At 63.1% G+C, this 22133-nt stretch carries 27 protein-coding genes; 12 read left to right on the forward strand and 15 right to left on the reverse strand.

Annotated features, from left to right (window positions below):
* Window positions 1–18 precede the first annotated feature (18 nt).
* The 4 genes from HK107_RS11340 to HK107_RS11355 all read right to left on the reverse strand — a co-directional run bounded on the left by HK107_RS11340 (window position 19) and on the right by HK107_RS11355 (window position 5333).
* A complete protein-coding gene (locus HK107_RS11340) occupies window positions 19–603 on the reverse strand; it encodes a redoxin domain-containing protein (protein WP_173199834.1) in 585 nt (194 codons plus the stop codon).
* On the reverse strand, window positions 603–2699 hold the full coding sequence (locus HK107_RS11345; protein ID WP_173199836.1) for a protein-disulfide reductase DsbD family protein: 2097 nt from the start codon (window positions 2697–2699) through the stop codon (window positions 603–605). The genes HK107_RS11340 and HK107_RS11345 overlap by 1 nt, the downstream gene beginning before the upstream one ends.
* A gap of 200 nt (window positions 2700–2899) precedes the next feature.
* Entirely contained in the window at window positions 2900–4270 is a 1371-nt protein-coding gene (locus HK107_RS11350; protein WP_198912396.1) for a dipeptidase, read from the reverse strand.
* Between the two features lie 328 nt (window positions 4271–4598).
* Window positions 4599–5333, reverse strand: coding sequence for an SDR family oxidoreductase (locus HK107_RS11355; protein WP_173199838.1), 735 nt, complete (start codon window positions 5331–5333; stop codon window positions 4599–4601).
* 184 nt (window positions 5334–5517) lie between these two features.
* Between HK107_RS11355 and HK107_RS11360 the strand changes: the two genes are divergently transcribed.
* Window positions 5518–6120 (forward strand): superoxide dismutase, encoded by a 603-nt coding sequence (locus tag HK107_RS11360; protein ID WP_173199840.1) that lies wholly within the window; start codon window positions 5518–5520, stop codon window positions 6118–6120.
* Between the two features lie 170 nt (window positions 6121–6290).
* On the opposite strand, the gene HK107_RS11365 is transcribed toward HK107_RS11360, so the two are convergent.
* The 3 genes from HK107_RS11365 to HK107_RS11375 are packed head-to-tail and all read right to left on the reverse strand — an operon-like array spanning window position 6291 to window position 8435.
* Entirely contained in the window at window positions 6291–7157 is an 867-nt protein-coding gene (locus HK107_RS11365; protein WP_173199842.1) for a TolB-like translocation protein, read from the reverse strand.
* A 12-nt stretch (window positions 7158–7169) separates the two neighbouring features.
* Entirely contained in the window at window positions 7170–7556 is a 387-nt protein-coding gene (locus HK107_RS11370; RefSeq protein ID WP_173199844.1) for a DUF202 domain-containing protein, read from the reverse strand.
* Between the two features lie 3 nt (window positions 7557–7559).
* Complete coding sequence (locus tag HK107_RS11375) at window positions 7560–8435, reverse strand: MBL fold metallo-hydrolase (protein WP_173199846.1); 876 nt, start codon at window positions 8433–8435, stop codon at window positions 7560–7562.
* A gap of 158 nt (window positions 8436–8593) precedes the next feature.
* Here HK107_RS11375 and HK107_RS11380 point away from each other — a divergent pair, with 158 nt between their 5' ends.
* The 5 genes from HK107_RS11380 (at window position 8594) to HK107_RS11400 (ending at window position 11301) form a co-directional block, all read left to right on the forward strand.
* Window positions 8594–9133 (forward strand): type 1 glutamine amidotransferase domain-containing protein, encoded by a 540-nt coding sequence (locus HK107_RS11380; RefSeq protein WP_173199848.1) that lies wholly within the window; start codon window positions 8594–8596, stop codon window positions 9131–9133.
* 74 nt (window positions 9134–9207) lie between these two features.
* Window positions 9208–10050: a type I methionyl aminopeptidase gene (gene map, locus HK107_RS11385; RefSeq protein WP_173199850.1), complete on the forward strand. Its 843-nt coding sequence runs from the start codon at window positions 9208–9210 to the stop codon at window positions 10048–10050.
* Window positions 10050–10775, forward strand: a complete 726-nt coding sequence (radC, locus tag HK107_RS11390; RefSeq protein WP_173199852.1) for a RadC family protein — start codon at window positions 10050–10052, stop codon at window positions 10773–10775. The genes map and radC overlap by 1 nt, the downstream gene beginning before the upstream one ends.
* Before the next feature lie 74 nt (window positions 10776–10849).
* Window positions 10850–11071 (forward strand): hypothetical protein, encoded by a 222-nt coding sequence (locus HK107_RS11395; protein ID WP_173199854.1) that lies wholly within the window; start codon window positions 10850–10852, stop codon window positions 11069–11071.
* Entirely contained in the window at window positions 11068–11301 is a 234-nt protein-coding gene (locus HK107_RS11400) for a ribbon-helix-helix domain-containing protein (RefSeq protein ID WP_173199856.1), read from the forward strand. The genes HK107_RS11395 and HK107_RS11400 overlap by 4 nt, the downstream gene beginning before the upstream one ends.
* A 255-nt stretch (window positions 11302–11556) precedes the next feature.
* On the opposite strand, the gene pal is transcribed toward HK107_RS11400, so the two are convergent.
* The 6 genes from pal to HK107_RS11430 form a co-directional block, all read right to left on the reverse strand.
* The gene (gene pal / locus HK107_RS11405) at window positions 11557–12078 is read right to left on the reverse strand and encodes a peptidoglycan-associated lipoprotein Pal (RefSeq protein ID WP_173199858.1); all 522 of its coding nucleotides are present in this window, start codon (window positions 12076–12078) and stop codon (window positions 11557–11559) included.
* A gap of 218 nt (window positions 12079–12296) precedes the next feature.
* Window positions 12297–13598, reverse strand: coding sequence for a Tol-Pal system beta propeller repeat protein TolB (gene tolB, locus HK107_RS11410; RefSeq protein ID WP_173199860.1), 1302 nt, complete (start codon window positions 13596–13598; stop codon window positions 12297–12299).
* A 100-nt stretch (window positions 13599–13698) separates the two neighbouring features.
* Window positions 13699–14517 (reverse strand): hypothetical protein, encoded by an 819-nt coding sequence (locus HK107_RS11415; protein WP_173199862.1) that lies wholly within the window; start codon window positions 14515–14517, stop codon window positions 13699–13701.
* A gap of 15 nt (window positions 14518–14532) precedes the next feature.
* Window positions 14533–14970, reverse strand: a complete 438-nt coding sequence (tolR, locus tag HK107_RS11420; protein ID WP_173199864.1) for a protein TolR — start codon at window positions 14968–14970, stop codon at window positions 14533–14535.
* A 2-nt stretch (window positions 14971–14972) separates the two neighbouring features.
* Window positions 14973–15674 carry a protein TolQ gene (gene tolQ, locus HK107_RS11425; RefSeq protein WP_173199866.1) on the reverse strand — a complete coding sequence of 234 codons (702 nt, stop codon included), beginning with the start codon at window positions 15672–15674 and terminating at the stop codon, window positions 14973–14975.
* 145 nt (window positions 15675–15819) lie between these two features.
* Complete coding sequence (locus tag HK107_RS11430; RefSeq protein WP_173199868.1) at window positions 15820–16542, reverse strand: autoinducer binding domain-containing protein; 723 nt, start codon at window positions 16540–16542, stop codon at window positions 15820–15822.
* Between the two features lie 186 nt (window positions 16543–16728).
* Here HK107_RS11430 and HK107_RS11435 point away from each other — a divergent pair, with 186 nt between their 5' ends.
* The 6 genes from HK107_RS11435 to HK107_RS11460 all read left to right on the forward strand — a co-directional run bounded on the left by HK107_RS11435 (window position 16729) and on the right by HK107_RS11460 (window position 21157).
* Complete coding sequence (locus tag HK107_RS11435) at window positions 16729–17211, forward strand: hypothetical protein (RefSeq protein ID WP_173199870.1); 483 nt, start codon at window positions 16729–16731, stop codon at window positions 17209–17211.
* 351 nt (window positions 17212–17562) lie between these two features.
* Window positions 17563–18597, forward strand: coding sequence for an aspartate-semialdehyde dehydrogenase (locus tag HK107_RS11440; protein WP_173199872.1), 1035 nt, complete (start codon window positions 17563–17565; stop codon window positions 18595–18597).
* A 79-nt stretch (window positions 18598–18676) separates the two neighbouring features.
* Entirely contained in the window at window positions 18677–19153 is a 477-nt protein-coding gene (locus tag HK107_RS11445) for a DUF1579 family protein (RefSeq protein WP_173199875.1), read from the forward strand.
* 63 nt (window positions 19154–19216) lie between these two features.
* The gene (locus HK107_RS11450; protein ID WP_173199877.1) at window positions 19217–19705 is read left to right on the forward strand and encodes a hypothetical protein; all 489 of its coding nucleotides are present in this window, start codon (window positions 19217–19219) and stop codon (window positions 19703–19705) included.
* A 70-nt stretch (window positions 19706–19775) separates the two neighbouring features.
* Window positions 19776–20126 (forward strand): cupin domain-containing protein, encoded by a 351-nt coding sequence (locus tag HK107_RS11455; RefSeq protein WP_173199879.1) that lies wholly within the window; start codon window positions 19776–19778, stop codon window positions 20124–20126.
* Between the two features lie 38 nt (window positions 20127–20164).
* Entirely contained in the window at window positions 20165–21157 is a 993-nt protein-coding gene (locus HK107_RS11460) for a sodium:calcium antiporter (RefSeq protein WP_332871543.1), read from the forward strand.
* Here the strand turns inward: HK107_RS11460 and HK107_RS11465 are convergent.
* A complete protein-coding gene (locus tag HK107_RS11465) occupies window positions 21121–21291 on the reverse strand; it encodes a hypothetical protein (protein WP_173199881.1) in 171 nt (56 codons plus the stop codon). The genes HK107_RS11460 and HK107_RS11465 overlap by 37 nt on opposite strands.
* Before the next feature lie 98 nt (window positions 21292–21389).
* Entirely contained in the window at window positions 21390–22115 is a 726-nt protein-coding gene (gene phbB / locus HK107_RS11470) for an acetoacetyl-CoA reductase (protein ID WP_173199883.1), read from the reverse strand.
* Window positions 22116–22133: the final 18 nt, after the last annotated feature.

Genomic DNA, 22133 nt, shown 5'->3' on the forward strand with positions numbered 1-22133 from the left:
GGAGGCTCCTTCGGGGTCTTAGCTGTCGGCGTATTTTACCGAGCAGCCATAAGGCTTCGAAACCTTCGTGACCACCTCGCCGCCGTCCTTCATCTGCGAAAGCGCAGCGGAGACGTAATTCTGAGCGTTCGGGATATCATCAGGGTTCGACGAAGGGATCGTGTCGATCGCGCCATTGTAGCGGACCATACCCTCGCCATCGATGACGAACATATGCGGCGTGGTCTTCGCGGCATAGGCCCGGCCCATGGAGCCGTCCTCATCGAGGAGCACATAGGCAGGCTTGGCGCCGCGGTCCTCGTTCAGATGCGTCGCACGAGCGGCATCAGCGTGGCCCTGCTTGCCGGGTGCGGAGGAAATGACCTGGATCCAGACGATCTCCTCGGCGGCGGCCCGCTTCTGGAGCTGCTGCATGTTGTTCGCGTTGTAGTGCTTCTTCACGAAGGGGCAGCCGTCATTGGTCCACTCGAGGACCACGGTCTTGCCTTCGAACTGCTCGAGACTGATCTCGCCGTTCTGGGCAGACACCTCGGTGAAGGTCGGCGCCGCCTGGCCGGGGATCGGCGCGGCGAGGGCCAAGAGGCTGACAAGGGTGGTGATCATCAGGAGCGCTCCAGCGTTTCTCTCATGCGATCCGCGGTCAGGATTTGCGGCAGGATCTCGGGATCGCCCATACCATTATAGTAGAGATAGAGCGGAACGCCGCTCCTGCCCTGCCTCTCTATCGCATTGGTAATGACTGGGTCCGGATTGGTGAGATCCGCCACCATGAAGATGGTGCCTGTCTCAGCGAACAGCTGCTTCATCTCCGGCGTGTCGAGCACCACACGCTTATTGTACTGGCAGGTCACGCACCATGCGGCGGTGAAGTCGATGAAGACCGGGGTGCCTTCGGCCTGGAGGCGCGCAAGGCGGGCCTCGTCATAGGCTTCCTTGTTCACAGCGACAGCCGTGGCGGATGCGCTGGTGGTCAGCTGGGTCAGCGGCGCGAAGGCGATGACGAAGGCGAGGATGGCTGCGACCTTGAGAGGCAGCGCTCCGCCCTTTTCCTGCGAGAGGCCGAAGAGCCATGCGGCCACCGCTGCGGCCACGAAGGCGATGCCTAGATAAAGGACGCCCTGCGGCCCTGCCTGCAGGCTGACGACCCATGCGAGCCAGACGACCGTGCCGAACATGGCGAACGAGAAGAGCTGCTTGAGCCTCACCATCCACATGCCGGGCTTGGGCAGCGCCTGCGCCAGCTGCGGGAAGACGGCGAGGAGGAGATAGGGAAGCGCGAGGCCGAGCCCCAGCGCAAGGAAGACCGCGATGGCCGCTGCTGGCGGCGCGGCAAGCGCATAGCCGATCGGCAGGCCGAGTAACGGACCGATGCAGGGCGCGGCCACGAGCACCGCGAGAAGCCCCGTGAAGAACGAGCCCGCCGGGCCTTTCTTCTGGGAGAGCTCTCCGCCAGCGCCCTGGAGCGAGGTGCCGATTTCGAAGAGCCCTGCGAGGTTAAGGCCGATGAGGAACACCACCACGGCGAAGAACCCGACCGCGATGGGCGACTGCAGGTGGAAGCCCCAGCCGAGCGTCGCGCCCCCTGCCCTCAGAGCAAGAAGCAGCGCGGCCATGGCTGCGAAGGTGACGAGCACCCCTGCGGTATAGGCGAAGGCATCCATGCGGATCGTCGCCCTGTCCGCACCGCCAAGCTTGGCGACGGATGAGGCCTTGAGGAACACGATCGGGAAGACACAGGGCATAGCGTTGAGGATCACGCCGCCGAGGATCGCGAAGCCGAAGATCATGAGGAGCGCCATGGGCGGCGTCCCCTCCATGCTGTCCGCGGCGCGGCGCGCGGGTGCGCCTGCTGCCAGCGCGCGCTTCTGCTCGGTGGTGATGATGGGGCCGACAGCGCGGGGCGCGGTGATCTCGACGCCGATCTCCTGGCCGTCCATCTCGAGTACGAGGAGGCCGTCGAGGTTCTCCGGCGGGTCAATCTGATAGTCGATGCCCGGGGTCAGGCCGATGAAGAGCGCGCCGTCCTGGCGGGCAGTGCTCTGGGGCGCCGAGGGCTCCACCATGCCGCCTTCATTGGGGTAGAAGACCGGCTCGCCAGCCGGAGCGCCTTCGATGCGTAAGGTGATTGAGCCGTCTGTGTCCGCGAAGCGGGCTTCGAGGCCGAGATCCTTAGGCGCTGCGCTCTTGGCCGCGCGGATGCGCTCGGCATTGCCGGGCACTGGCTGGGCCGTCTCCGCTACGGGGATCGTGAGCGAGAGGTTGGCGCTCTCCGGAATGCAGACATCGAGGCAGATCAGCCATTCGGCGAAGACGTCGAGGGTGACGCTTTCCCCCGTCGCGAACCCTTCAGGCACCGTGATCGGCACAAGAAAGGTCGGACTGCCCTCATGGCCGAAATTGGTCAGCGGCCCGAGCGGGAGGCGGTGTGGGATCGGGTAGCCGATCTCCCCGGCCTCCCAACCCTCGGGCAAGGTCCAGCCAAGGGACAGCGGCAGGCCGCTATCGCCGGGGTTCTTCCAGTAGACGTGCCAGCCTTCCTCCAGCTCCTGCGCCAGCGCGACCCACAGGGTCTCACCGGGCACAGCAGCGGTCGTCTCGGCGATGAGGCGGCTCTCGGCATGTCCAGTCCGCACCGCCTCGCCGGTCTGGGCGTGGGCAGCGGTCAGGAATGCGGCAAGTGCGAAAAGAAAGCGGAGCATGGCCGTCCCTTCGGGCTACGCCGCCTTTTGGTTACATGCGGAAGTTGGCGCAAGGTGAAGGGTGGTCGCTGTTGGCTCGTTCGGATTCCCGGAAAGCCGAAGGCTGATCCGGGATCCATGGCCAGGGATGTCGAGTGGCGGGACCGCAGAAGCTGATGGTCCATGGGTCCCGGATAGCCCTTTGGGCTTCCGGGAGAGCGTCACTCCGCGGGCAAATTCTCCAGGAAGAACCGCACCGTGTTTCCGCCCATGACCTTGCGGATGTCATCGTCGGGCATCCCGGCGTCCATGAGGGCCTGCGTGATCGCTGCCAGCTCGCTCGCGTCGAGCTCCACCGTCACCGTGCCATCATAGTCCGAACCCAGAGCGATGTGGTCCACACCGAACTTGTTCGCGCCGTAGAGGATTGCATCGGCAATCCCGGCGGGAGAGGCGTCGCAGGTCACGTCCTCCCAGAAGCCGACACCGATCAGGCCGCCATCCTCGGCAATATCAGCCATCAGACCGTCGGAGATGTTGCGGGGGCTCGAGCAGTGGCCGTCGAAGCCCGTGTGGCTTACGATGAAGGGCCCTGCGCCCATCGCAAGCGCATCGCGCACGGTCTGTTCGGACGAGTGGGCGACGTCGATGATGATCTCCTTCTCACGCATCCGCTCCACGGCTGCGCGACCGAAGTCCGACAGTCCGTCCCCAGACGTTCCGTGCAGAGAGCCGCCGAGCTTGTTGTCGAAGAAATGGTGCAGCCCCATGACCCGGTAGCCGACGTCGAACAGCCGGTCGATGTTGGCGAGATCACCGTCGAGGGCGTGGGATCCTTCGGTGCCGAGGATAAAGGCAAGGTGGGGAACCTTATGAATCGCCTGTCCTCGGTGAAGATAGCCTGAGTTGGAGCCGCAAATCCCGTCTCGGCAATTCGGCCACTGGATAAAATCAGGACCCTTCATGTTAGCTTCGGCGTAGGCGTCGTATTCCTCTTCAGTCATCTGATAGAGGCGCTTTACCTCCTCCGCGAATTCCTCATCCGATGGGTGATCGACCTGTCGTCGCCAACCCTCATAGTCAGAGTGCGCAGCTAAGTCGCTCCAACTCCTCACTACGATGACGCCGGGATCTTTCCCCGCAAAAGCCGCCAGCTTCTGCGCCTGATAGATCGCCCTTTCCGTCCGGCTGTCCCATGTCCGCCTTGGCCAGCGCTGGACCATGGCGAGGGTCCTGATATCGTCCGTGGACGCATCGTTCTCTTCATAGTTCTGGCCACTCGGGGTCTTGGTCACGGCGGTGAATACCTGGAGGAACACGCCGCCTTCGCGCAAACGGGGGAGGTCGACATGGCCACGCTCGTTGCGCTTCAGGATGTCCCTGTTCCAAAGCATCGTGTCGGCGTGGAGGTCCGCCACCGGGATCGTCGCGTGAAGCGCCTGCGCCTCCTCCGACACCTGATAGGGCGCATGCGGAACGACCGGGTTCATCTTGTTGTCGAAGTAGGGCGGCGCCATCGCGAGAAACGCGATGACCACGAGGCCAAGGACGGCAATGATGCCTGCTGCGATGCGGAGGATGATGGTGCCCATGCCCCAGGGTTTAGCATGGCCTTGGGTGTTTGTCTTTTTTCGGATGGATCCTGGATCAAGTCCGGGATGACGGGTGGAGAGCGCACCTCTCAGTTATCGTCATCCCGGACTCGATCCGGGACCCATCTGGAAAAGAATGCGCGCGCAGCGCTCCTGCCACTGCCGAGGCCTTCATCGCCTTCAAGTCCTCCCCCGGAGGTTTTGATCCGCTACGCGAACCGGCTCCGAAGCCCTCACCCTCGGTCCCTCTCCCGGTGGGAGAGGGAGGCGCAAACGGCTCCGTTGCGCCTCAGTCCCAGCCATCCCGCGCGAAGGCGCGTGAGATACGTCAATGCATCGTCATGCCGCCATCGACGGTGTAGTCGGCGCCGGTGACGTAGCTGGCGTCGTCCGAGAAGAGGAACGCGGCAACGCCTGCAATCTCTTCGGGCGAACCGAAGCGGCCTAGGGCGACTTGCGACTTGATGCCTTCGGCCATCTGGGCCGCCTGGTCGTCGGGGATGCCGGTGCGGTTGAAGAAGTTCGAGTCGATCGGGCCCGGCGAGATACCGTTGGCACGGATGCCCCTTCCGGCCAGCTCCTTCGCCAGCACGCGGACATAGCCGCGCACGGCGTTCTTGGACGGGCCGTAGAGGCTGCCGCCTTCCATGCCCATGTGCTGGACCACGGAGGTGTTGATGAGCGCCGAGCCGCCATCGTTGATGTTCGAGGAGAGCGCCGCCATCTGCAGCATCGGGCCGCGGACGTTGACGTCCATCTGCTCGGCGAAGGCCTCAGCGGTCACTTCATTGTGGGGCACGAACTTGCCGAAGCCTGCGTTGAGGAAGACGCCGTCCACCTTGCCGACCTTCTGGGCCAGCTCCTGCGCCGCCGCCGGGTTGCCGGCGTCGTTGACGAAGGCGGTGACGCCCGGGATCTCGTCGCGGACTTCTGCGAGGCGGTCTTCATTGGTGCCGGTCACGAAGAGGGTCGCGCCCTCGCTGGCCAGCCGTTTCGCGGTGGCGCGGCCAATGCCGCTGGAGCCGCCGGTTACGAGGAAAGTCTTGCCGTCAAAGCGTGCCATCTTTGGCCTCCTTTGCTGCCGCCAGTGTCGCGGCTTCGCAACCAAGGTGGGCCTCATCGGCAGAAGACCGAGGACAAATCGCAGCAAAGGAGCTTCGCCCCGGAGGCAATGCGCGCAGCGGTCCCGTTGACCTCGCCTCCGAAGTGGTTAGTTCCTTATCCGAACATCAGCCGAGGAGAGCCCCATGGCGCACACCCTGCCCCCCCTTCCTTACGAGCGTGACGCGCTCGCCCCGCACATCAGCCAGGACACGCTCGACTTCCACTATGGCAAGCACCATCAGGCTTACGTGGACAAGATGAACGCGGCCATCGAAGGCACCGACCACGCGAATGCCGACCTCGAAGACATCGTCAAAGCGTCGTCGGGCTCGAACCAGGGCCTCTTCAACAACGCGGCCCAGGTCTGGAACCACACCTTCTACTGGAACTCCATGAAGCCGAACGGCGGCGGTGAGCCTGCAGCTGACTCCAAGATCGGCGCGGCCATCAAGGAGAGCTTCGGTTCCTACGACGCCTTCAAGAAAGAGTTCACCGACGCAGGCGCAACGCAGTTCGGCTCCGGCTGGGCATGGCTCGTCTCGAAAGGCGGCAAGCTCGAGGTTCGCAAGACCCTGAATGCAGAAACGCCGCTTACGGAAGAAGGCGTCACGCCTCTCCTGACCATGGATGTCTGGGAGCATGCCTACTACCTCGACTACCAGAACGCGCGTCCGACCTACATGAACAGCTTCCTCGACAATCTCGTCAACTGGGACTTCGCCGAGGAAAACCTCGCCAAGGCTTAAGGCTTGGTTGGTTTACTGATGAAAGGCCCGCTTCCGGGAGGAGGCGGGCTTTTTTGTTTTTGATGGATCCTGGATCAAGTCCAGGATGACGGGTGGATAGGTGGCCTCACAATTATCGTCATCCTGGACCTGATCCAGGATCCATCTCAGAAAAAGAGTGCGCGTAGCGCTCAAAACCCCGAAAGGGCCTCCACCGCCGCTACGTCAATCGCGAAGATCGACGGACCTCGCGCGAACAGCAGCGTTCGTCCGTCTACCGACAGGCTGGGGGCATAGTCAGGACCCGACGTATTGACCTTTTCGCCAAGGTTCACGGGCTCGCCCCACACCCCATCATCGCCGCGCCGGGTCACGTAGAGGTCTGGTCCTCCGAAGCCGCCAGGCTTCGCGGAGAAGAAGATCATCGCCTCTCCGCTCGGGAAGATAAAAGGATTGGAATCCGACGCCGGGCTGTTCAGCTCATCAAGTGCCCGGATGTCGTACCCGTCTTGCGAGGGCACAGCTTCGTAGAGATCGTTTCCGCCAACGCCGCCGGGACGGGAGGATGCGAACACCATCGGCCCGTCCTGCGAGGCGGTGAGGTAGATCTCCGAATGCTCCGTATTCAGCCCTTCGAGCGGACGCTCGCCATAGGCACGACCCTTTTCCCAGGTCGCTTCGTAGAAATCATAATCATCCCTCTCAGGATCACCGTGCCGCCCTGTCGACATGAAGAGGAGCGTGCCGCCCGCCGGATCGAAGACCGCGTCGGCATCGCCCCTGACACCTGGGAACAGCGGCTTGGGCTCTTCTCCCGAAAAAGGATCCTTCACCGTCAAGAGCTGGAGCGCGTTGTCGGGGCCCATGCGGGTGAAGACCCATCCCCGGCCGTCAGGCGCTTGCGAGAGGAGGAAGTCGCGCTCGCCCTCACCGCGTCCTGCGAGAGGGATCTCGGTCGCTTCCGCAAAGCTTGGAAGCGGCTTGGCGCCGGAACTGTCCGCAGGCCCCTCCCCGCAAGCAGCGAGGCAGAGGGCAAGACTGGCAAGCGCGGTTCGCATCGATTTCTCCTATCAGTGGATGAGCCACAGCATGACGATAATCAGTGCACATCCAACTGACAGCGCATGCCCGATCACCCGGAAGTGTCGAGGCGGCATGTGCTCTGCTGCATGGCTGGTCAACCGGTCGAGCATTGCGCAGGCCTGCCGCCAGGAGACCTGCAGGATGCCGATGGCGATCAGGAGGAACAGGCTCGCTCCGGCCTTGGCCACCCATTGGGGTTCAAACGTCCTGACCAGCGCGTTGAAACCGAGGCCAAGAACGGATGCTGCCATGGCCGTCCTGGCCCAGGCGGCAAAGGTCCGCTCTGCCGCCAGCATGGTGCGGTCCTCCGCCCAATCGGTCCGGTCCTCTGCGAGTTCCGTCCGTTTGTCTGCGGAGGACTTTTCCTGCGCCAAGGCTTACTCAGCCGAGAGGCTGTCGATGACCGTGTTGACGAACTGGTCTTCCTTGATGAAGCCGTTCTCGCGGCCGCGCGCGTAGGAGCGTGCCGGGCGGGCTTCGACGATCTGCTTGCGGGACATGCCGTCCTGCATCATCGACTGCACCTTGTTCCGGACGTCGACCAGCATGCCGCGATAGGCGATGAGGCCAGCGCGATCGGTCACCTGTCCGTGGCCCGGGATCACTTTCGTCCGGCGGTCGGCAATGTCGATCATGCGATCCATCGCCTTGATCGCTCCGTTCACGGAGCCCCCACCCTTGAGATCGATGAAGGGGAAGCTGCCCATCGACTTCTCGAACATGAGGTCGCCGGTGTGGATGACGTTGGCCATCTCCCAGTAGACGAAGCTGTCGCCATCCGTGTGCGCATTATGAACGTGATAGGCACGCACAGTATCGCCGTTGATGTGGAAGGTCTGGCTATCCGGGAAGGTCACGACAGGCGCGTTTTCAGGCTTTTCATTGTCCTGGATCACCCGCTTGCGGACATTGTCGTGGCTGAAGATCACAGCGCCCGCCTTGCCGAGGTTCTCGTTCCCGCCGGTGTGGTCGCCATGATAGTGCGTATTCAGAACGAAGTGCGGTGCCGCACCCGTCAGCTCCTTCACCTTGGCGAGGATCTTCGGCGTCAGGGGCGCGAACTGGTCATCGACCAGGAAGATCGCGTCGGTCCCCGTGAAGAGGCCCATGTTCCCGCCTGCGCCGTAGAGCACGTAGATCCCGTCGGTCACGGCTTCTGCCCTGATCTCCACGGAGGACATGTCGCGCTGGGCGGAAGCGGTGGAGAGGAGAAGCGCGCCTGCGAGCGTCGCCTTCAGCATCGTCTTGAGCATCGGGTGTTCCTTCATAACTTCTGAGCGAGTTAGCGCACGGGAACCTTCCTGACACCTCCGAGGTGCAGTCCTGACAGCCTGGTGAGCGAACGTCGCACGTTGCGAACTTCTCCCTCCATTCGCGCCTTCGCTCTTCTGAGTTTCAAACAGGAGCAGTCATGACCAAGATCGAAGATGCCAAAATCCTGATCGTCGCGAGCGATGGCTTCGAACAATCCGAGCTGACCGGTCCGAAGAGCCAGCTCTCAAGCCGAGGCGCTGCCGTTCACGTGGCAAGCCCTGACGGCGAGAGCATTCGCGGCTGGGACCAGGGCGACTGGGGCGAAACAGTCTCGGCTGACATGCCGATCAGTCAGGCGAACGCTGACGACTATGACGCAATCGTCCTGCCGGGTGGCCAGATCAATCCCGACAATCTGCGCTCCAACAAGGAAGCGCTCGACCTGATCCAGCGCTTCAACCAGCAGGGCAAACCGGTGGCCGCTATCTGTCACGCACCTTGGCTTCTCGCGGAGACCGGCATTGCCAAGGGCCGGACGATGACGAGCTGGGAGAGCATCCGCACCGACCTCAGGAACGCTGGCGCCACCGTGGTGGATCAGGAAGTTGTCCGTGACGGCAACATCATCACCTCCCGCCAGCCGGGCGACATCGACGCTTTTGTCGGCGAAATCACGGAGGCCGTGACGCAGGCCTAGGCTCCCAGACAGAGCAATTGTGCACCGCAGAGCCCGGGCTTGGGTTCTGCGGCGGCTTGGCCTAAGGCCTTGGGATGGATCAGGAAGCACTCGACCAGCGCCGCAACGGCTTCACCCTGCACGGGCCGGAAGGCTTTGAAGGCATGCGCAAGGCAGGCGGCCTTGCTGCCCAATGCCTCGACATGCTGACCGAGCATGTGGCGCCGGGCGTTGCGACCCAGAAGCTCGATGATCTGGCCTATGAGTTCATCATGGACCACGGCGCGACTTCCGCGACGATCGGCTATCGGGGCTACCGCCACGCGCTCTGCATCTCGACCAACCACGTCATCTGCCACGGTATGCCATCAGCCAAGGCGCTGAAGGACGGCGACATCGCCAATATCGACGTGACCGTGATTGTCGATGGCTGGCACGGCGACACCAGCCGTATGTTCTTCGCCGGCGAGCCGAAGGTGAAAGCCAAGCGCCTCGTCGACGTCACCTTCGAGTCCCTCTGGAAGGGGATCGAGACGGTGAAGCCGGGCTCGAACCTCCGCGACATTGGCCGGGCTATCCAGACCTTTGCCGAGGGCGAAGGGTTCTCCGTCGTGCGAGATTTCTGCGGGCATGGCCTTGGCCGGGTCTTCCACTCGCCGCCGAACGTCGTCCATTATGAGAAGTTCAAGGACCGCGACGGCATGGTCCACTGGGCCCCGGACATCACGCTTCAGGAAGGCATGTTCTTCACCATCGAGCCGATGATCAATGCAGGCCGTCCCGACGCCCGCATGATGCGTGACGGCTGGACTGCGGTGACCAAGGACAAGTCGCTCTCGGCGCAGTTCGAGCATTCGATCGGCGTCACCGCCGACGGCTTCGAAGTCTTCACCAAGAGCCCGAAAGGCCTCGACCGCCCGCCCTACTCCGCTGCCTGATGAGCGTCACAGCGACGGCGAAGGACCTCGCCAAGGGTCACCGCGAACGCCTGCGCAAACGCTTCATGGCAGGCGGTGCGGACGCTGTTCAGGAGTATGAGCTGCTCGAGCTCCTGCTCTTCAACGCCATCCCCCGTCGCGATGTGAAGCCGCTGGCTAAGGTGCTGCTCCAGACCTTCGGCACCTTTGCTGACGTTATCAATGCGCCGCCCGATCAGCTGGCCGATGTGGTCGTGCCCGTCGAAGGCAAGCCGCCCCTCAAGGTGGGCGCACGCGCTCTGGCCGAGTTCGCGGTGGTCCGCGCTTCGGCGCTAAAGCTCACCTCAGCGAACGTGCGCGACCGGGTCGTGCTGACCAGCTGGGACGACCTCGTCGCCTATTGCCGCTCGGCCTGCGCCTATGAGCAGGTGGAGCAGTTCAGGATCCTGTTCCTCAACAACAAGAACGCCCTGATCGCCGATGAAAAGCAGCAGACCGGCACCATCAACCACACCCCAGTCTATGTCCGTGAGGTGATCAAGCGGGCCCTGACCCTCAATGCCGGGGCGATCATCCTCGTCCATAACCACCCTTCGGGCGATCCGACCCCGTCCCGGGCGGACATCGTGATGACCCAGAAGATCGTAGATGCTGCCAAGGCCGTGGAGCTCGTGGTCCACGACCACCTGATCATCGGGCGGGGCCAGGAAGTGAGCTTCCGCCAGCTCGAGCTTGTGGAATGGTAGGTCGCGGCACGAAACTTGCGGCACAGGAGCCGGGGGAGCGATTTCGCGCGTCCTCTAGTCTGGAGAAGAGGCACATGGCCGAGATGAAGAACGCTGCCCGCGTCCGCATCGCCGTCGCGCGCCTTCTCTATGGCGAGGAGATCGACGTGGGCGATCTCTACCGCGCCCTCGGCATCGACCCGGCAGAGGCGGACAGCGAAGCGCTGGCCCATCTCGCAGGCGTCCTGGACGGCATGGAAGCGGCCTCGACAGCCATCAGGGACAAGGGTCTCGACGGCTGGCCGAAGCCACGGTGACCTCGGCAAACCCTGCGCAATTCGTAAAGCGGTCGGTGTCCCTCTCCGGGCACAGGACCTCTGTCGCGCTGGAGCAGGCGTTCTGGGACGTGATCGACGGTGCCGCAGAAGCCCGGGGGCAGTCCTTGGCGAGCCTCATTGCCGGTATCGACCGGCGGCGCGACCCAGAGCAGAACCTGGCTTCGGCGTTGCGATTGTTCGCACTGGCCGAGATTCAGCGAGCCGGCTGAGCGCTGCGCGCTCTTACTTTTTCTACCTCGCTGACGCTCAGGATGGATCCTGGATCGAGTCCAGGATGACGGGTGGAGAGACCGCCTCTCAGTTTTCGTCATCCTGGACGTGATCCAGGATCCATCGCGAGCGTCAGCTCGCAACGAAAAAAGCGCGCGAAGCACCCGTCCCCGAAAAAGAAAAAGGCCCGCCGAAGCGAGCCTTTTCCCGAATTCCGAAAACAGCGGGCTCCGCTGAGGCAGAGCCCAAGCTGCTTACATCATGTCCATGTCGGTCTCGACGATGGTCGTCGTCGCGTTCCGGTTCTTGGCCCATGCTTGCGGGTTCGATGCCGGATCAAGCGGACGCTCTTTGCCGTAGGACACGGTGGAGATACGGGTCGGTGCAACGCCGAGGCTCACGAGGTAGGCCTTCGCAGCTTCAGCACGACGCTCGCCGAGAGCGAGGTTGTATTCGCGGGTGCCGCGCTCGTCGCAGTTACCAGCAACGCGGACACGGATGTCCATGTTTTCCGGCATGGTGAGGAACGAGGCCTGACGGCGCAGGACGGTCTGTGCGTCGGCGGTCAGGTTGTAAGCGTCGTAGCCGAAGAAGACGCGGTTACCGACGTTCTGCTCAAGCTCCATTTTGGCGCGATCAAGCTCGGACATCACCGGCTCAACGATTTCCGGTTCGGTTTCGATGACTTCGACGACGTCTTCGTCAGTGGTCGCACATGCTGCGAGAAGGGCCATCGAGGCAACGAGGCCGGTGGTCCCGAGACGATTGAATTTCATGGCTATAGCTCCGCTTGCCTAAACTTTGGGACGACCCCCGCCCCGCTCTTTTCATTGGCCCGGAGACTGCCCCCAAGCCTGTAAAAAACTAAACGCAGTTTGGACTGAGAGTACAGATGCCCAAATCCCGGACTCTCTCGGCCCAAATGGTTAATTTTCGATCACGCTACTCTTTCGCGCCGGGCTAATCAACGACACTCCGGCGAAAATGTTAACCATTAATTGAGACGCGGTGACCACGCCGGATCTGACGCCTCAGTGCGCGTCGGGAGGCGCCTAAGGTTCTGACCTGTAAGGTCAATTGCCCAAAGGCGGACTGGCGCACCAGGATATTCCTCGCGATGGAAGGCGAGAACACGGCCATTCGGTGACCATGTCGGGCCCTCAACAAGATAAGCCTCTGTGAGAAGACGTTCACCCGATCCATCAGGTGCCACGACGCCGATATAGAAGCGGCCCCGATGCTGACGGGTAAAGGCGATCAGATCTCCGCGAGGCGACCAGACCGGCGTACCGTAGGTGCCCTCGCCGAAGGTGATCCGCTGCTGACGGGCTCCATCTGCGTCCATGACGTAGATCTGCTGGCTGCCGCCACGGTCAGACGCGAAGGCAATCCGGCTGCCGTCAGGCGACATGGAAGGCGAGACGTCGATGGCCGGGTTGTTGGTCAGGCGACGGAGCCTGCCCGAGACCGGGTTGAGGTAGGCCACGTCAGAGTTGCCGTTGAGGGCGAAGGAGATGAGCAGCTCATCACCGCCGGGAGTGAACCGCGGGGCGAAGGTCATTCCCGGGAACTCGCCAACCTCACGCTGGCTGCCGGTCTCGATGTTGAAGACATAGACCTTGGCCGGGCGGTCTTCGAAGAAGGCGAGGTACGTGATCTCCTGCTCGTCCGGCGAGAACCGCGGCGTCAGGACGTCGTAAGAAAGACCCTCGGTCAGGACCTGCGGGTTGGCGCCGTCCTGATCCATGATGACGAGGCGCTTATCGCGGCGCTCCTTCGGACCGGTCTCCGCGACGTAGACGATGCGGCTGTCGAAATAGCCGCTCTCACCCGTCAGCTGGGTGTAGACGAAGTCCGAGACCTTGTGCGCGGCGCGGCGCCAGTTCTCTTTCGGCGTCTTGTAGGCGACCGAGGCGACCTGCTGGTTGCCGACAACGTCCCAGAGGCGCGTGTTGATCTGTACACGGCCGTCACCGAGATCGAGCACCTCACCTGCCAGGAGGACCCTAGCCCCGATCACGCGCCAGTCCGCAAAGCGCGGCGTCACGTTGATGTTGGTGAGCTTCTCGATGAACGCCTGTTGGTCGATCGGGTCGAGAAGACCGGACGTCGAAAGGTCGTTCCGAATCACCTTGGCGATGTCGCCAGCGAGCTCCGGTTCTTCCGCGCTCAGATAATCGGGGATGGCGATCGGCATCGGATCGGACCGGCCACGGGTGATGTCGATCTCCACCTGTGCCAGCGAGACAGCAGGCAGGAAGGTCAGGACGATCGCGAGAAAGACTTGGCGCAGCATCGGCAGAGGGAACCTCACTAGAAAACTGGGGGACTCGTAGCGCGACCCGCACCACGTGAAAACCATCGAAAGCGTTCATCCAGAACGTTTCGCCGGAACGTCACATCACGCCGCGTGGCGAGAAGTTGAGAGTCATCTCTGACCACACGTAATAGCGCTCTGCTGGCAGGTAGTCGTAGGGCTGGCAGGTGATGACAGCCTGCACCGCGCGGTCGCGGGTCGTCCGCCACCAGCTGTTGCCGGACAGGGCGATCGATGTCGCGTTCAGCACTTCCGGCTGACCGATGAGGTAACCCTCGCGGTCGAGGCTGAAGCGGACACGGACGATGAGCTTCTCGGCATTCGGCACGCCCTGAGGCTGGTCGAAGCAGCGGCGGGCCATCTGCTCGCGGACGAGGTCTTCCTCAGCTGCCGTGAGCGTATCGCCAAGGCCGATGGCTTCCTGATCGCTCAGGCCCTCAGGGTCCACCACCTCAGAAGGCGCCTTGCGTTCATCCTCTTCCTCAAGGTCCACAAGGGCATCGTCGAGGCCGGAGAAGAAGTCGTCTTCCTCGGACTTCGGCTTGTCCTCTTCCTTCTTCGGAGGGTCCTTGGGCTCAGGCTTCGGCTCTTCGGGCTTGGGCTGCTCGACGGGCTCGGGCGTCTCCTCAATCGTCGGCTCCTCGAATTGAGGGGTCGGGATCGGATCGGGCAGGCTCGAGACTTCGATATCGTCGGAAGGATTGGTGTCCGCGATCTCCTCGGAGACGCGGTCAGCCATGACGGAGGTGCGGTCCGCGAACTCGGCTTCGGTCAGGAGCTCGATCGGGATGCGCTGGCTGTCCACGACCGCCGGGACGGTCATGAAAGGCGCAGCGATAAACCCCGCGGCCATGATGCCGAGGTGGAGAAGCGCCGATATGAAGAGCGCATAGCGCACCGCGAGGCCCTGCCCTTAGAGGTTGTCGTTCACGAGACCGATGTCGTTGAAGCCTGCTGCCTTGATCCGGCCCATGACCTTGGCGACGTCATCGTAGAGCACCCTGCGGTCGGCCCGGACGTAGATCGTCTGGTCGTACCCAGCCCGCGCAATGGCGGTCAGGTGCGCTGCGAGGTCTTCGTAGGCGATCTCGGTTTCCTGGACGTAGATCGTGCCATCGACCGTGACCGAAACGGTGATCGGCTCGATCTCCTCGGTCAGGGCTTCGGCCTCGGTCTCAGGAAGTTCGACTTCGATACCGACGGTCAGCAGCGGCGCCGCGACCATGAAGATGATGAGAAGCACCAGCATCACGTCGACCAGCGGCGTGACGTTGATCTCGGACATCGGCGCCGACTTGCGCAGGCCGCCCAGCTTCGAGCCGCCTCCGCCGGGGAGAAGTCCGCCCGCCATCGTTAGCGGCCCCCGTCAGCCTGGCGGGAGAGGATGGCGGTGAACTCGCCCGTGAAGCCCTCGACCCGGCTGACATAGCTGTTCAGCGCAGCCGTGTAGCGGTTGTAGGCGACAACAGCGGGGATAGCGGCAACGAGGCCGATGGCCGTCGCGAAAAGCGCTTCCGCGATACCCGGAGCAACGACGGCAAGGTTGGCGTCACCGGTCTGCGCGATGCCCTGGAACGAGTTCATGATGCCCCAGACGGTGCCGAAGAGGCCCACGAAGGGAGCGACAGAACCAACGGTCGCAAGGACCGGAAGCTGGCTCGAAGCGCGTTCGATTTCGCGGGTGGCCTCGGCCATCATCCGGCGCTCGGCGCGCTGGACGGCGGAGGGAGCGAAGCCCGAGGAGGGCGCGTTCTTCGCGAACTCATCCATGCCGGCAACGAAGACCCTGGCCATCGGGTGATCGAGGCGATCCTTGAGGCGGCGGTAGAGATCATCGAGCGGGCGGCCCGAATAGAACTGCTCCTCGAAGCGCTTCGCCTTGCCCCGCAGACGCGAGAAGGTAAGCGACTTGTCCACGATGATGGCCCACGTCCAGACACTGGCCAGCGCGAGCGAGATCATCACCCCTTTGACCACCGGGTCGGCCTGCATGAACATTGCAATCGCACCGAATTCGGTGCCGATCGCGTTACCCGCGACGACCTCTTCTTCCATTGCTGAACTCCTAAGTCCCGCCTGATTGGCTGATGCACCCTACGCGGCCTAGACCGCCTTCCTTAACCATGTGCCTACACGAGGTCGCAGAGCATTTCGACCCGTGAAATTGAGGCCTTTCGACGTTTCCATGGTTTTGGGGCGACTAGCTGATCAGGCCCAGCGCCAGTCCCCTCAGTGCTGCGGTCACCCGGTCGCCGACCATCAGCTTCCGGAAGATCCGCCTCACGTAGGTGTCGACCGTGTTGGGGCTGAGGCTGAGGATGTCGGCCATGACAGCGTTCGACTTGCCCTGCGCGATCCATCCGAGGATCTCTTCCTCCCGGTCGGAGAGGGAGACATGACGCGGCAGGGCTTCAGACAGGAGCTCGCAATATCTGAGATGCGCCGCTTGGCTGATGTAATGGAAGCGCGTCGTCTCGGCGTGGCTGAAGGGCCATTCCTCCTGCCCGCTGCCGAGGCCGACATAGCCGTTGCGACCGTGGGGGCCGAAGACAGGGATCGCGATCCCTTCGCCCAGATGCGCGTGGTGCAGCTCTTCGAGATAGTCGAGTTCGTCTTCGGAGAGATCGGCCCGTTCCGCAGCCTTTGACCAGACAAAGGGGCGGAAGGCCGACATGGCTTCGCGCGGAATGGGATCGACCCGGTAATATTGCCGATCTTTATAGCGTTCGACCCAAGCCTCCGGGAAGCCGCTCGCCATCACCGAAACGAAGGGCGAATGGTCGAAGGCGCCTGGCGGAGGCATGTGATGATAGCTCATCATCGGGATGCCGAGCGCCTTCAACGTATCGACGGCCAGCCGACCTAAGTCTCTGGAATGACGACAGTCAGCCGCGTTCTCGGCGAATTCTAGGATTTCAGGCACGTTCCCTTGCCTCAATTTAGTTCCATGCTCGTCATCTCTTAACCTACATCAATTCCGGCCTCTCCCCAATGCTTCACTAGTCACAAATGTCACCTGATTGCGTGACGTGATTTATTCACCACCTGCCTGCACGCCTTGAACATCGTTTCGGGGGCGGACGAGATAGACTGAGAGAGACCGACCGATATGTCGTTGACGACGACCAAGCTCGCGCTGGTTGCGGACAATTCCGCAGACCTCGCAGAGCCGCCAGCACCGGCCGCTCCTGACTGCATCTCGCTAGCCCTCCTCCAGCGGCTCGACGACATCGTCGCGACGTTCCTGGCAGGCAGCCACGATTATCCCGCGCACAAGGAAATGCTCAGCCTCTACCAGCGGGTCGCAGACCTGATGGCGGCCGAGAGCGACAGCCTCGATGGCCACCAGAAACGGATTGCGCTTCTCGGCGTGCAGAGCAGGATCCTCGACGCCGCCGCTTCGGTGCCTGCGAACAGGATCGAGGACTGCGCCTACAAGCTCGCCCTCTGGCGCAGGGACTATGTGCGGAGCGAAGACGAGATCTGGCCGCGGGGCGATATCGTGGCGGACACCGTCCTCGATGACCTTATCCACCTGACCGGCGCCTTCGATGCCCGCCCACCTGCGGAGCTTGAGGACGAGGAAGCCTGAAAGGGCCTGCAGCGCTTCTAAGGGTCCAGACCCATAAATCTCACGGGTTTGGTCGAGGTGGTCTGGCGCGCTGGCTAGGAGCTGGGCCGCCGGAATGGTTTGCCCCTTCAAGGCTCAGCGACGACGACGGAGCGCCAGACCGCCCGATCCTTCGGACGTCCGACCCTCGCCCGTCGGACGTCGGCGCTGAGAAGCCGAAAGGGCGAACCATTCCGGCTTCTCAGCTTCTAGCCGAGCGGGCGAGGGACCGGACGCCGAACCCGTGACATTTATGGGTCTGGACCCTAATTGACGGCGAATGCTGCAGCGCACAGAAGCGCTCTTCGCAGTTCACTTGAGAAGGAGCGCCCCATGCCGATCACAGTCGCCGTTGTCGGAGCCACCGGAATGGTCGGCCAGGAAGTGCTCTCAATTCTGGCAGAGCGCCTCTTCCCCGCCGACGACGTTGTCGCCCTCGCCTCGCGCCGTTCCGTTGGCCGCGAGGTCAGCTATGGCGACCGTACGCTGACCTGCAAGGACATCGAGCAATACGACTTTGGCGGAGCGACCATCGCGATCCTCGCCGCTGGTGGTGACACGGCCAAGGAATGGGCGCCGAAGATCGCGGCCAAGGGCTGCATCGTCATCGACAACTCCTCCGCCTTCCGTCTGGACCCGGACGTTCCGCTGGTCATCCCCGAGGTGAACCCTGATGCCATCGAAGGCTTCAGCAAGCGGAACATCGTCGCGAACCCCAACTGCTCCACTGCGCAGCTCCTCGTCGCGCTGAAGCCGCTGCACGACGCGGCGACCATCAAACGTGTCGTTGTTGCGACCTATCAATCCGTATCCGGAGCAGGCAAGGACGCGGCCGATGAGCTCTTCCGCCAGACGAAGGGCATCTTCGTCGGGGATGACGCGACCCCGGAGCAATTTACCAAGCAGATCGCGTTCAACGTGATCCCGCACATCGACGTCTTCCTCGACGATGGTTCGACCAAGGAAGAATTCAAGATGGTCGCGGAGACCAAGAAGATCCTCGACAAGAACATCAAGCTGACCGCCACTGCAGTCCGCGTCCCTGTGTTCGTCGGTCACTCAGAAGCTGTGAACATCGAGTTCGAGAAACCGCTGAGCGCCACCGAGGCTCGCAAGATCCTGCGGGAGTCGCCGGGCTGTCTCGTGGTCGATAAGCGCGAGGATGGCGGCTACGTCACGCCGGTCGAGTGCGTCGGTGACTTCGCCACCTTCATCAGCCGCATCCGCGAGGACTCGACGGTGGAGAACGGCCTCAACCTCTGGGTCGTCTCGGACAATCTGAGGAAAGGCGCGGCGCTGAACACCGTGCAGATTGCCGAGCTCCTCCTCAACCGCGGCCTCCTCGGCGAGAAAGTGCAGATGCACTAAGCGGCGGGTTCGTCGCTTCCTCAGGGGCGTTGGTCGCAGCGCCCCTAGCCTCCCTGCCCTCCCTTCAGGAGAAGGCGGCATGGGCATGTTTCTCTCCGCACTCCTCCTATCCTCCGCCTCGCCATGCGCAGCGGAGGTCTACCGGCAGTTCGATTTCTGGGTCGGGACCTGGGACATCTACGCAGGTGACCAGCTCGCAGGCCGGAGCGAGATCGCCGTCATCGAGAACGGCTGCGCCATCGAGCAGCGCTGGACCTCGGCCACCGGCGCAACCGGGCGGAGCATCAGCCACTACGACCACGCGGACCAGTCCTGGCACCAGACCTGGGTCGGAGAAGCCTTCTCCGTCCTGATGTCCGGCGGCCTCGACCGGGAAGGCGCCATGAGCCTCAAGGGCACGGTCTCTGCCTTCGGCCAGCCCTTCACCTCGAAGTATAAGGGGCGCTGGAAGCCGGTGGGCGATGACCGGATCGAGCAGCGCTTCGACTTCGTCGACCCCGAGACCGGAGAGTGGCGTCTCTGGTTCGAGGGACATTCGGAGCGGGTTCAGGACTGAAAAGGAAGCTTGCGGGATACCTCCTGAGCGGTGTCATCTCCCTGATGACCTCGGGAGGTTTTGATGCTCACAGCCCTACTCGCAGCCGCCAGCCTGCAGGCCCAGACACCGCCGTCCTGCGACGCGGACGCCTACCGCCAGTTCGACTTCTGGGTCGGCTCATGGGACGTCTACAACCCGCAAGACCAGAAGGTCGGTGAGAACACCATCACCTCCGAAGAGGCCGGCTGCCTGCTGGTCGAGCGCTGGACCGCATCGAGCGGCGGGACGGGGCAGAGCTACAACTACTACAATCCCGACACGGACGAATGGCGACAGGTCTGGGTCGCGAGAGGCTCGATCATTGACTACACCGGCGGCCTCGATGAGGACGGCGCCATGGCGCTCGAAGGCACGCTGACCCCGCGCAGCGGCGGCAGCGCGCAACCCTTCCGTGGGCGCTGGGCACCGCTGGAAGACGGCTCGGTCCAGCAGACCTTCTGGCTGAAAAACGCGCAGACCGGGGCATGGGATGTCTGGTTCGACGGGAACTACCTCCGGCGGGAAGACTGACACGCTGACGCGCCGGTGAACGATCCCCACCGCCCGCTGTTCTCTTCATGAGCAATCAGCGGAGGCGACTATGGCTACCATCGAGAAACTGAACGCAAGTGAGCACCACCCGGGAAGCCACGGCGAAGCGCTGGCCATGACCAATGGCGACATGGCGATGCGTGTCTGGAACGAAGGCAAGGTCGAGAAGTCCGACCTCCACGCCTCGGACTATGAGACCATCGGCTACGTCATCGATGGCACCGCAATCCTGCATTCCGAAGAAGGCCCCCTGCACCTCACCAAGGGTGACAGCTGGCGCGTGCCCAAGGGCGTGATGCATGGATATGAGATCGAGACGAGCTTCCGCGCCGTCGAAGTGACGAGCCCGCCCGCTCGCGGTGCAGCGCTCGGCGCGACGAACGCAACGTCCGTCAACTGAACGAACTTCTGACCTTCACGACGCCGCTTGGCGTCATTGTGGCCTTCGCCCTCGCGGCGGGGATCATTTTGCTGGCCGGGATCAGGCTCTCGGTGGTGGCTGATCAGCTCGCCGACAGGACGGGCCTCGGTGAAGCCATTGTCGGAAGCGTGCTCCTCGGCGCCGCGACATCGCTCTCTGGACTGACCATGTCGGTGACGGCCGCTTGGCAGGGGTATGCGGAGCTTGCGATCTCCAATTCCCTCGGCGGCATCGCGGCGCAGACGCTGTTCCTTGCGGCGGCCGACATCGTGTACCGCAGGGCCAATCTCGAACACGCTGCTGCCAGCCTTGAGAACATGCTGCAGGGTACGGTGCTGATCGGTGCCCTCTCCCTCATTGTCCTCGCCATTGCAGTGCCTGAGCTGAGCTTCCTTGGCCTGCACCCCGTGACCCCGGCGATCTTCGGGTTCTACCTCTTAGGGCTCGGCGTCACGAAGAACGCGCGGGAGACCCCCGGCTGGCGCGCGGAGAGAACCCGCGAGACCGAGACAGACGAGCCTGACCCGCAGGCGCAGGACCTGTCACTCCCGAGGCTGATCATTTCTTTCGTACTGCTCGCCGCCGTGACCGCCATGGGCGGCTTCCTCGTCAGCCGCGCTGCGGAGGGGGCGATCCTCGTCTTCTCACTGAGCGAGAGCGTGGCAGGCGCGTTCCTGACGGCCATCGTCACGTCGCTGCCGGAGCTCGTTACGACCATTGCTGCGGTGAGGCGCGGTGCACTGACTTTGGCAGTGGGGGGCATCATCGGCGGCAATGCCTTCGATACGCTTTTCGTGGCGGCGTCGGACGTCGCCTACCGTGAGGGCTCGATCTACGCCGCCGTGGGGGAGAAGCAGCTCTTCCTGATCGGCCTCACGGTGGCGATGACCGCCGTCTTGCTGATGGGCTTGCTGAGGCGACAGAAGGAAGGCTTCGGCCGCATAGGCTTCGAGACCGTCCTCATCATCGGCCTCTACCTCGCGGGCTCTTCGATACTGATCATGCGTTGAAAGCCGCCGGCCTTGGCGTCGGACTTGGCCGAGAACGCCCACAGCGCGAATGCCGCGCCGACCACCACGAGGGCCACACGGCCCCAGATGGGGCGGCGGCGGAATACGTACTTACGCTGTGCGAGGCTCGACATGGCGACCTCCCGAAAAACCTGATCTTCGGAAGCTCGCCTAGGATTGGGGCCCGATTAGGGCACGATCGGGACGCTTTGGGGCGCCCCGATCGAAAGCGTTAGGCGGCGATGTACTGGCCGCCGTTCTGGCTGAGGGTTGCGCCGGTGATGAAGCCTGCGTCGTCGCCAGCGAGGAAGCTCACCGCAGCAGCGATCTCTTCAGGCTGGCCAAGACGGCCGACCGGGATGCCGGCGACGATCGAATCGAGGACTTCCTGCTTCATCGCGCCGACCATCTCGGTCTCGATGTAGCCAGGAGCGATGGCGTTCACGGTGATGCCCTTGCGTGCGCATTCCTGAGCGAGGGCGCGGGTGAAGCCGATGAGGCCTGCCTTGGCGGCGGAGTAGTTGGTTTGACCGAACTGGCCTTTCTGGCCGTTGATCGACGAGATGTTGATGATCCGGCCGAAGCTGCGGTCGCGCATGCCGTTGATGACCGGGCGGGTCATGTTGAAGGCGGAATCGAGGTTGGTGGAGATCACCTGGCCCCACTGCTCGGCCGTCATCTTGTGGAAAGCACCATCGCGGGTGATGCCGGCATTGTTGACGAGGACCGAGACGCCGCCATGGTCGCTCTCGATCTGGCCGATCACCTCTTCACAGGCTTTCGCGTCGGAGACGTCGCACTGGTAGGTAGCGACACCGATCTCGTCGGCGCACTTCTTGGCTGCCTCGGCGTTGCCGCCATAGATCGCCGCGACGGCCATGCCGTCTTCTTTGAGGCGCTTCGAAATGGCGTAGCCGATACCGCGGGTACCGCCGGTGACGATGGCAAGCTTGCTCATGGGATTTTCCCTCTTCTG

Source organism: Parvularcula mediterranea (assembly GCF_013085255.1).
GTDB classification, from domain to species: domain Bacteria; phylum Pseudomonadota; class Alphaproteobacteria; order Caulobacterales; family Parvularculaceae; genus Parvularcula; species Parvularcula mediterranea.

What these genes read in the sequence shown, in the direction of transcription:
- HK107_RS11340 (WP_173199834.1), bottom strand. Translation starts at nt 603, where the DNA reads ATGATCACCACCCTTGTCAGCCTCTTGGCCCTCGCCGCGCCGATCCCC.
- HK107_RS11345 (WP_173199836.1), bottom strand. Translation starts at nt 2,699, where the DNA reads ATGCTCCGCTTTCTTTTCGCACTTGCCGCATTCCTGACCGCTGCCCAC.
- HK107_RS11350 (WP_198912396.1), bottom strand. Translation starts at nt 4,270, where the DNA reads ATGGGCACCATCATCCTCCGCATCGCAGCAGGCATCATTGCCGTCCTT.
- HK107_RS11355 (WP_173199838.1), bottom strand. Translation starts at nt 5,333, where the DNA reads ATGGCACGCTTTGACGGCAAGACTTTCCTCGTAACCGGCGGCTCCAGC.
- HK107_RS11360 (WP_173199840.1), top strand. Translation starts at nt 5,518, where the DNA reads ATGGCGCACACCCTGCCCCCCCTTCCTTACGAGCGTGACGCGCTCGCC.
- HK107_RS11365 (WP_173199842.1), bottom strand. Translation starts at nt 7,157, where the DNA reads ATGCGAACCGCGCTTGCCAGTCTTGCCCTCTGCCTCGCTGCTTGCGGG.
- HK107_RS11375 (WP_173199846.1), bottom strand. Translation starts at nt 8,435, where the DNA reads ATGCTCAAGACGATGCTGAAGGCGACGCTCGCAGGCGCGCTTCTCCTC.
- HK107_RS11380 (WP_173199848.1), top strand. Translation starts at nt 8,594, where the DNA reads ATGACCAAGATCGAAGATGCCAAAATCCTGATCGTCGCGAGCGATGGC.
- map (WP_173199850.1), top strand. Translation starts at nt 9,208, where the DNA reads ATGGATCAGGAAGCACTCGACCAGCGCCGCAACGGCTTCACCCTGCAC.
- radC (WP_173199852.1), top strand. Translation starts at nt 10,050, where the DNA reads ATGAGCGTCACAGCGACGGCGAAGGACCTCGCCAAGGGTCACCGCGAA.
- HK107_RS11395 (WP_173199854.1), top strand. Translation starts at nt 10,850, where the DNA reads ATGGCCGAGATGAAGAACGCTGCCCGCGTCCGCATCGCCGTCGCGCGC.
- pal (WP_173199858.1), bottom strand. Translation starts at nt 12,078, where the DNA reads ATGAAATTCAATCGTCTCGGGACCACCGGCCTCGTTGCCTCGATGGCC.
- tolB (WP_173199860.1), bottom strand. Translation starts at nt 13,598, where the DNA reads ATGCTGCGCCAAGTCTTTCTCGCGATCGTCCTGACCTTCCTGCCTGCT.
- tolR (WP_173199864.1), bottom strand. Translation starts at nt 14,970, where the DNA reads ATGGCGGGCGGACTTCTCCCCGGCGGAGGCGGCTCGAAGCTGGGCGGC.
- tolQ (WP_173199866.1), bottom strand. Translation starts at nt 15,674, where the DNA reads ATGGAAGAAGAGGTCGTCGCGGGTAACGCGATCGGCACCGAATTCGGT.
- HK107_RS11435 (WP_173199870.1), top strand. Translation starts at nt 16,729, where the DNA reads ATGTCGTTGACGACGACCAAGCTCGCGCTGGTTGCGGACAATTCCGCA.
- HK107_RS11440 (WP_173199872.1), top strand. Translation starts at nt 17,563, where the DNA reads ATGCCGATCACAGTCGCCGTTGTCGGAGCCACCGGAATGGTCGGCCAG.
- HK107_RS11445 (WP_173199875.1), top strand. Translation starts at nt 18,677, where the DNA reads ATGGGCATGTTTCTCTCCGCACTCCTCCTATCCTCCGCCTCGCCATGC.
- HK107_RS11450 (WP_173199877.1), top strand. Translation starts at nt 19,217, where the DNA reads ATGCTCACAGCCCTACTCGCAGCCGCCAGCCTGCAGGCCCAGACACCG.
- HK107_RS11455 (WP_173199879.1), top strand. Translation starts at nt 19,776, where the DNA reads ATGGCTACCATCGAGAAACTGAACGCAAGTGAGCACCACCCGGGAAGC.
- HK107_RS11465 (WP_173199881.1), bottom strand. Translation starts at nt 21,291, where the DNA reads ATGTCGAGCCTCGCACAGCGTAAGTACGTATTCCGCCGCCGCCCCATC.
- phbB (WP_173199883.1), bottom strand. Translation starts at nt 22,115, where the DNA reads ATGAGCAAGCTTGCCATCGTCACCGGCGGTACCCGCGGTATCGGCTAC.